Here is a 7,609-nt window from a genome sequence, read left to right as displayed (position 1 = left end):
CAGCGTGACGTGCTGAGTCCTGGCGGCCTGCAGGGCTGTGGCGGCGACTGCGTCGGGGTTGCGGACATTGCGTCCCTTGAGCCAGGTGGTGAGGCGGGCTTGGCCGTGCCGCCGTATGGCTGCCGGGGTCTGGTGGCGGGTGAGCAGGATGAGTGCGCCTTTCTGATCGGTGTAGTCGAAGGCCCGCTCCAGAGCGGGGAAGATCCCGGTGAGCATGTCGCGGAGTCGGTTGAGCATGCGGACGCGGTCGGCGATCAGGTCGGTGCGGTGGGCGGTCAGCAGAGCCAGGTCAGCTGCCAGCTGGGCGGGGACTCTGATGGAGGTGAAGTCCCGCCGCAGCCGGGCGGTGTCTGCGATCACGTAGGCGTCGCGGGCGTCGGTCTTGGCTTCACCGCGGTAGGACCCGGACATCCGGTTGACCGTCCGGCCGGGAACGTAGACGGCCTGTTGGCCGTGGGCGGCGAGTAAGGCCAGCAACAACGCGGATGCGGTGCCGGCGATGTCAACGGCCCAGTGCACCTGGTCGCAGAGGGCGAAGATCTCGCCGAGGGCGGTCAGGATCTCGCTCTCGTCGTTGGGGACCTTCTTGCTCCAGATCGTTGCTCCGGTTTCGTCGACCGCGGCGAGCCAGTGATGGGCTTTACCGGCGTCGATCCCGACCCAGAGGCGGGTCAGCTGCTCGGCCATGTGCGTCTCCTCGGTTAAGGCAGCATGCCGTTCGGCCCGAGGAACACCCGCCGTCAGCTCCGTAAACAGCGATCAGTGCGCAGATCTCAATCAGCGGCCAGGCGTCCCGAAGAGCGGGGCGGCCACTCCACCGGAGCCACCGAAGGCAAGCGACTTCAGAGCCACACCCCCACTCTTCCGGACCGCCAAACAACTTACGGAGCGACTTTGGGCCGGAGCTGCTCTAGCGCGAGTGATCATGGCCCCGTAACCTTCCGGCGCGTCGGGCAGTCTGTGGACCTGCCCGTTAAAGCACGACGTTGGGGCCATGATCTTCGAGGCCCGTGCCAAAGTGGCTGCCTGGAGCCGTGGAGTCGACCGCCCCAGCCACGGCGTACCTCTTCTCTGGCATCAGGCGCCTGATCGCCAGGAGCGCGGCGCGGGCGTCGGCCGGGCTGGAGCGGGGCGGAGACAGGAGCGCAGGCCCGGCCGGGGGCCGGGCCGCGCGCGGGGAGCGGAGCGAGCCGCCTTGAACTAGTACAGAGACTTTGAATCACACTCACGCTGGCGGCTGTTGATGCCGCTCTTGCGCCTGGTCGCTATCGGCTCGTGGTGTAGAAACCTGGGTATGGGGAGTGAACGGCGCGAGCGGATGAGGGTGTTTGGGGCACGTCTTCGGGCTCTGCGTGCGGAGGCTGGTCTGACGGGTGCTGCTCTGGCTCAGCGGGCCGGCGTTGGTCAGCCGACGGTCTCCAAGGTGGAAACCGGGCGCATGGTCCCCAGCGCCGATGTGCTGGACCGGCTGTGCCGAGCACTCAACCTCGATGAGTCGGCGGCCGGGGAAGTCCATGACCTGCTCGTCGCCGTTGAGTCTGCGATCGCCACCGACTCCCAGCCGGCGGGGCTGCCCGTTGGGCTCGTCGTTGATGACGCGGTCCGCGGTGCTCGGTCGGTTCGGTCCTTCCAGTGCGTCGTTCTGCCTGCCCTGCTCCAGAGCGCCGAGTACGCCCGCCACGTCTTCGAGAGTGTGCCGGACTCGACCCCTGAGGCGGTTGGTCGGGCTGTCGCTGCCCGTGTGGAGCGGCAGAGTGTGTTGTACGAGCCTGGGCGCGAGTCGGTGTTCGTGCTGACGGAAGCCGTGCTGCGAACCTGGCCGGGCACGCCGGCGCTGATGCTCGCCCAGTTGGACCGGTTGTTCGCCGTCGAGAGCCTGAGTACCGTCCGGCTCGGCGTCATCCCGTGGCGCTGCCCGGTGCCGCTTCTGCCTCGTCACGGTTTCACGCTGTGCGACGAGCAGGCTGTCGTGATCGAGGCGTTCACTGGTGAGCGGGTGTCGGTCGACTCCGCCGAGGTGGCTGCGTACGAGGAGACCTTCGACCGCTTCCAAGAAGCAGCCGTCTTCGGGGACGAGGCGCGTGAGCTGTTGTTGCGGGTGATGAAGGAGTTCCGTGAGCTGGGAGACACGGTCACCCCTTAGAGGAATAATTCCTCTACATGCCTAGCGTGCTGCCTTCCCGCGGGCATAACCTGCCGTCGCGCTGTCTAGTCCCCTAGACGCAGACAAGGAGCTTGCCATGCGTACCAAGTGGTGCCGCGCTTTCCCCGGTTTGGCCGAGCAAGTGGTCCAGGCCCGTCACTTCGTCGCTGCCTTAGTCGCCGAGAAGGGACCGGTCGATGACGCCACCCTGGTCGTCAGCGAATTGGCCACCAATGCCGTGCGGCACTCGCTGAGTGGGGCGGAAGGCGGCTGGTTCCTCGTGGTCGTCGGCTTCGGTGACGGCTTCGTCCGTATCGAGGTGGTCGACCAGGGCGGCGAACGGGTCCCGCACCTGTGCGATGTGACCAGCCAAGAAGAGGGCGGGCGCGGGCTGCTGCTGATCGCGGCCTGCGCGAAGGACTGGGGTGTGAAGAACTGGCCCGACGGGCGTTCCGTGTGGGCGGAGCTGGCCTGGGAGGGTGCGTGATCGCGCACCGTCCGCTGATAGGCGGCCGTTGCTGTGCCGGCGGTGACGGGTGACTCCTCGGGGTGTGCCTCGGCGGCGGTCGCGTTTCTTCGTCGTTGAAAGTCGTACGGGACGGCGCCTCCCGCCCATTCCGTCTAGGGCCCTAGACTCCTGGGTACTTCTGGGAGGTGTGGTCATGTCGGACGAGTTGCAGCGGATCATGGCGATCGATGATCCGTACCTGCTCCTGCGCGAGGTCACCACGAGGTTGGCCGCTGCGCAGCAGGAGGTTACCGAACTTGCCCGGCTCCGCCGCCGCGTGGTTCAGGACCTCCACGCGCAAGGAATGTCCTACGCGCAGATCGCCGAGAAGGCCGGCCTGAGCCGCGGTCGCATCCATCAGATCCGGCACACCGGCCCGGCTCCCGAGGGGGCCTTCCTCGGGACGGGCTCCGTCACGGTGGTGACGCCACTCCGGTGGGACGACACGAAGAAGCGCTCGGTTGTTGCCATGGCCGACATGAACTCCGGCAAGCGGCTGGAGGAGCTGGCGAAGTCGTACGGGCTGGACGTCAGCTCCGGCCACGTGCAGGTGAGTGGCGAGGTCGACCTCAACCGTGACGGCCTGGTTGTCGTCTGTGGGCCGGGCATGTCTCAGGCCATGCGCGACCTGTACGCCCAGGACCCGGTACTCGCCTGGGAACACTCGGAGGGTGAGCCCTGGGCGCTGGTGGACCGGCGTACTGGCACGGTGTACCACGCAGGGGCGGACCTTGAACCGAGCCGCCCGCACGATGTCGGATACCTGGGCCGACTGCCCCGCCCGGACGGCAACGGCTCGGTGCTCGCCATCGCCGGCATCCACACGGCAGGCTCCCTCGGCGTCGTCCACCTGCTCACCTCAGACCTCAGCACGCTATGGGGACAGGTGGGGGAGCGGCACTTCTCCACACTGGTGAGTGTCGAGTACGACCCCGAGACCGAAGAACCGCAATCCGTCGAACTCCTCTGCCCCCTCTACCTGCACGGCGAGGAGGTGACGGCGTGAACGTCGTCCTCGGCACGCTGTCCGCCGAACCAGACCAGCAGAACGAGGACTTCGCGGCCGCCGCTCCCGGTGCGGCCGTCCTCCTCGACGGTGCCGGCGTCGCCGGGGCCGAGACCGGATGCGTGCACGGTATCGCGTGGTTCTCCTCGACGCTGGGCGGACTGCTGCTGGGCAACATCGCTGGAGATCCCGTCCGGCCGCTCGCCGACTGTCTCGCCGACGCGCTCCGCGGCGTTCGATCCCTGCACGAGGACACGTGCGATCTGACCTACCGGGCCAGCCCGACCAGCACGGTCGTCGCGGTCCGCGTCGGCGGGGGAGCGCTGGAGTACCTCGTCCTCGGTGACTCGACCCTCCTCCTCGCCGGTCAGGACGGGAAGACGACCGCTGTCACCGACGACCGTCTGGACCAGGTCGGAAAGCAACTCCGCGCGCCGGTCGACCGACTACCCACCGGCACGCCCGAGCACGCTGCCGCCCTGGCCCAGTACCGCGACGACCTGACGGGACTCCGTAACCGGCCGGGCGGCTTCTGGATCGCCGGCCCCGAACCCCGGGCAGCCGAGCACGCCCTCACCGGAACGGTGCCGCTGGAGTCGCTGGCGTCCGTGACCTTGCTGAGCGACGGCGCGACACGCCTCGTAGACCGGTTCGGCCTCGCCGACTGGACGGACGTGCTGGACGTGCTCGCGTCCGCCAGCCCGGACGAACTCATCCGCCGTGTACGGGAAGCGGAGAACAGCGATCCCGACGGGCAGCGATGGCCTCGCGGAAAGGCGAGGGACGACGCCACGGTTCTCCACTGGGTGCCCTCGTCGTAGCCGCACACCCAACCATAGAATCGAACGTGTGAGCGACCAACCGTCCCGACTGGAGCTGCTGCGCTTCGCGCGCCGTGTGGTCGTGCAGCAGGCGACGGCTGCCGTGCGGCAGCTCGACGGTTGGATCGCGGACGAGGAGCGGCGCGAGGCTGAGCGGCGTCGAGGTGAGGAGATGCGGCCGCCGCCTTCGGACTGGCTGCTCCAGTACGGGCTCAACCGGAAGAACGTGGATGCCGTCCATGCCGGGGACTGCTGGGCAGCGGCGAAGTCGGGCCGGTGTCGTCCCGCGTCCCGCGAGCAGGTGGTTGAAGCTCTGCGGCATGGCGTGCCAGCGTGCGTGCACTGCCGCCCGGATACAGCGCTGGGCCTGCTCGACAACCCGTGACGGTGGTGGTCGAGGAGCGTGCGAAGGGCTCCCGAATGGCGTCGCTGGCCGCTGCGAGATCGGGTGGTCCCATCGACGCTCGCGCGACACGCTCGTATACCCCCCTAGACAGTTGACGGGGCGTCGGTTTACGGTGGTCGTCAACCCCCCTGGACGGTTGGGGTGGTCGCCTCCCTGTGCTGTCTAGGGGGGTATTCAACGGCTCGGCGTCCACGAGGGCGCCCGAATCACGTGAGGTTCAAAATGCGTGTCATCCCCGTGGACACCTCGTCCGCCACTCTGCTGGTCACCAAGCTCCCCGAGGTCAAGGTGAGGGACCGGCAGACCGGCGAGGTGGCCGTGGACCCGGTCACCAACGACCGGCTCATGGTCATGGAGTTGGTGTTCATTGCCCAGGGCGGCTCGGACATGATCAAGGTCACCGTGCCCGAGAAGGGCATCGGCGAGGGACTGGTCATGGGCGCGCCGGTGTTCCTGTCCGGTCTGATCGCGCGGCCCTGGGAGAGCGAGTTCGGCGGCCGTACTCGGCACGGCATCGCCTACCGGGCGGATGCAGTCATGGTCGGTACCCCGGCCGCGGTGCAGGGCTGAGCGCCATGACCGATGCCCTGTGGGTTCTGCTGTTAGCGCTGCTGGTGGCGGCTGCGCTGGTCGCTGTGCGTCGTCGGCTGCCGGTCCTGTTCTGGTGGTTGGTCGGGTATCCGGCTGTGACGCTGCGGGTGCTCGCCACGTATCGGGCCACAATGGACGCCTGCGGGCTGACGGTGCCCGCCTCGGCCGTGCGCCGTGCAACAGCCCGGATGCTGGGGCGGCAGGCCGCTCCCGTGCCGCCTCGTCGGTCGCTGCCACTGCCGACCGGGTCCGGACTTGTGATGCGGCTACGTATGGCGGCCGGCCAGGCACCCGAAGACTTCAACGCGTCCGCCGACCGGCTACGGCATGCCTGGGGTGCGCACGCCGTGCACGTCCGGCCCACCAAGCCGGGACGGCTGGAACTCCGGTTGGTCGGCTGGGACGTCCTCACCGACGTCCGGCCCCCTCGTCGGTGGCTGCGGACCGAACCGCTGACCCTGCCCCTGGCGCTGCGCGAGGACGGGCACTGGCACGTGCGGGACTTCCGCACCGTGCCGCACGAACTCATCCTCGGCGCAACACAGTCGGGCAAGTCCGTGTACCTGCGCAACCTGCTCTGCGGGCTGGCTCGGCAGCCCGTCGCACTCGTCGGCATCGACTGCAAGTGGGGCGTCGAACTGGCGCCCTTCGCGGCCCGGTTGTCGGCGCTCGCCGACACACCGGACCGCGCGAACGACCTCCTTGACGTCCTGGTGGACGAGATGGAGGCACGCTTCCGCCTCATCGGCATGAGGGGCGGGGCCGGTCCGGATGCCGTGCTCACCTCGGACGTCTGGGGCCTGCCGGAGAAGACGCGGCCGGTGCCGGTCGTGGTCGTCGTCGACGAGGTCGCCGAACTCTTCCTCGCCGCGAGCAAGGACGACGAGAAGCGGCGAGACGCCATGGTCACCAAGCTGATCCGCCTCGCCCAGCTCGGGCGCGCGGCCGGCATCTATCTAGAGGTGTGCGGGCAGCGCTTCGGCGCCGAACTCGGCAAGGGCGCCACCATGCTCCGCGCCCAGCTCACCGGTCGGGTCTGCCATCGCGTCAACGACGAGACGTCCGCCAACATGGCGCTCGGCGACATCGCACCGGAAGCGGCGCTGGCGGCCACCAGGATCCCGGCCGAACGACCCGGAGTCGCGGTGGTCGGTGACTCCTCCGGCGGCTGGTCCCGGGTCCGCTCCCCACACCTCACCCTCGAAGACGCGGCGGCCGTCTGCCGCGACACTTCGGGCCTCATTTCGGAACTTCCCCGCCTGGAGGCCTTCCGACCTGTCGTGGCGCAGCCTTCCGCTGTTCCCGCCGCGCAGCCCTCCGCGCGCCCGGTGACCGGGTAGCCGCACTTCCCCTCCAACGGTCGGCGTGACCGCCTCACGCCAAGTCCCTACCCCTGCCATGCCCGAACCGAAGGAGCCCGAGCCGATGCGTGCCCACCTGGTCCGCGTGGACGCCGTGATCGTGCAGGCCGTCATCGCCGGTGCCCTGTCCTTCTCCCACCTGCACGACGTCGCCGCGGCGGCCGGACAGGACGGCTGGAAGGCGTGGGCCTACCCCGTGAGTGTCGACCTGCTCCTGGTCGCCGCCTGGCGTCGGATGCGCCAGTCGCAGCGAGTGGGCCAGGCGGCCGGCGGTCCGCGTCTGTGGTTCCTCGTAGCCCTGGCCGCGTCCCTGGGTGCCAACGTCGCCACGGCCGGCCTCCTCGACTTGGACGACGTACCCGCCTGGCTCCGCGTGACGGTCGCGGGCTGGCCGGCTGTCGCCTTCTTCGGCGGCACGCTGCTGGCCCACGCTCCGCACACCCTGGAAGGGCCCGCCGCCTCTCCCGCGACGGACGGCGCTACGGCTCCTGACGGCGGTTCGTCCGACGTGGAGGGGCCCGATCACAAGGTTCCGTACAGCGCCGATCCCGAACCGACTCCCGAGCCTGCTGCTGCACCGGCCACCGCTCCCGCCCCGGCGCCTGCTCCAGCCGTCGCCCTGCCGCCCGCCCTCGTCGACCGCGTCCGGGCCTTGGCCGAGGAACACCGTTCGGCCACCGGCCGGCCCGCCGACCCCGATGCCGTACGTACTCAGCTCGGCCTGCCCCCGTCCATGACCGTATCCGTCGCCGCACACCTCTGAGAGGAGCCCC

The 7,609-nt window shown here is 69.3% G+C and carries 9 protein-coding genes; 8 read left to right on the top strand and 1 reads right to left on the bottom strand.

The annotated features are described in order from the left end of the window. A partial coding sequence (locus ACFOSY_RS24200; RefSeq protein ID WP_394310374.1) for an IS110 family transposase occupies positions 1-687 on the bottom strand: 687 nt, incomplete at its 3' end. Positions 688-1,294: 607 nt separating this feature from the next. Between ACFOSY_RS24200 and ACFOSY_RS24195 the strand changes: the two genes are divergently transcribed. The 8 genes from ACFOSY_RS24195 to ACFOSY_RS24160 all read left to right on the top strand — a co-directional run bounded on the left by ACFOSY_RS24195 (position 1,295) and on the right by ACFOSY_RS24160 (position 7,599). After that, entirely contained in the window at positions 1,295-2,143 is an 849-nt protein-coding gene (locus ACFOSY_RS24195; protein WP_394310371.1) for a helix-turn-helix domain-containing protein, read from the top strand. Between the two features lie 97 nt (positions 2,144-2,240). Further along, entirely contained in the window at positions 2,241-2,630 is a 390-nt protein-coding gene (locus tag ACFOSY_RS24190) for an ATP-binding protein (RefSeq protein WP_006134834.1), read from the top strand. 175 nt (positions 2,631-2,805) lie between these two features. Then, positions 2,806-3,657, top strand: coding sequence for a sigma factor-like helix-turn-helix DNA-binding protein (locus tag ACFOSY_RS24185; protein WP_394310369.1), 852 nt, complete (start codon positions 2,806-2,808; stop codon positions 3,655-3,657). Continuing rightward, positions 3,654-4,478 (top strand): integrase, encoded by an 825-nt coding sequence (locus ACFOSY_RS24180; RefSeq protein WP_394310366.1) that lies wholly within the window; start codon positions 3,654-3,656, stop codon positions 4,476-4,478. The genes ACFOSY_RS24185 and ACFOSY_RS24180 overlap by 4 nt, the downstream gene beginning before the upstream one ends. A gap of 28 nt (positions 4,479-4,506) precedes the next feature. Next, on the top strand, positions 4,507-4,863 hold the full coding sequence (locus tag ACFOSY_RS24175; protein WP_394310364.1) for a DUF6233 domain-containing protein: 357 nt from the start codon (positions 4,507-4,509) through the stop codon (positions 4,861-4,863). 243 nt (positions 4,864-5,106) lie between these two features. After that, a complete protein-coding gene (locus tag ACFOSY_RS24170) occupies positions 5,107-5,454 on the top strand; it encodes an SCO3933 family regulatory protein (protein ID WP_028959488.1) in 348 nt (115 codons plus the stop codon). Between the two features lie 5 nt (positions 5,455-5,459). Continuing rightward, positions 5,460-6,815 (top strand): FtsK/SpoIIIE domain-containing protein, encoded by a 1,356-nt coding sequence (locus tag ACFOSY_RS24165; protein WP_394310360.1) that lies wholly within the window; start codon positions 5,460-5,462, stop codon positions 6,813-6,815. Between the two features lie 85 nt (positions 6,816-6,900). Next, positions 6,901-7,599 (top strand): DUF2637 domain-containing protein, encoded by a 699-nt coding sequence (locus ACFOSY_RS24160; RefSeq protein ID WP_394310402.1) that lies wholly within the window; start codon positions 6,901-6,903, stop codon positions 7,597-7,599. The last annotated feature ends 10 nt before the right edge of the window (positions 7,600-7,609 follow it).

The organism is Streptomyces lusitanus, assembly GCF_042647945.1.
Classification (GTDB): domain Bacteria; phylum Actinomycetota; class Actinomycetes; order Streptomycetales; family Streptomycetaceae; genus Streptomyces; species Streptomyces pseudogriseolus.
Note: the sequence above shows the minus strand (reverse complement) of the source record. Positions and strands in the feature narration are given on the sequence as shown.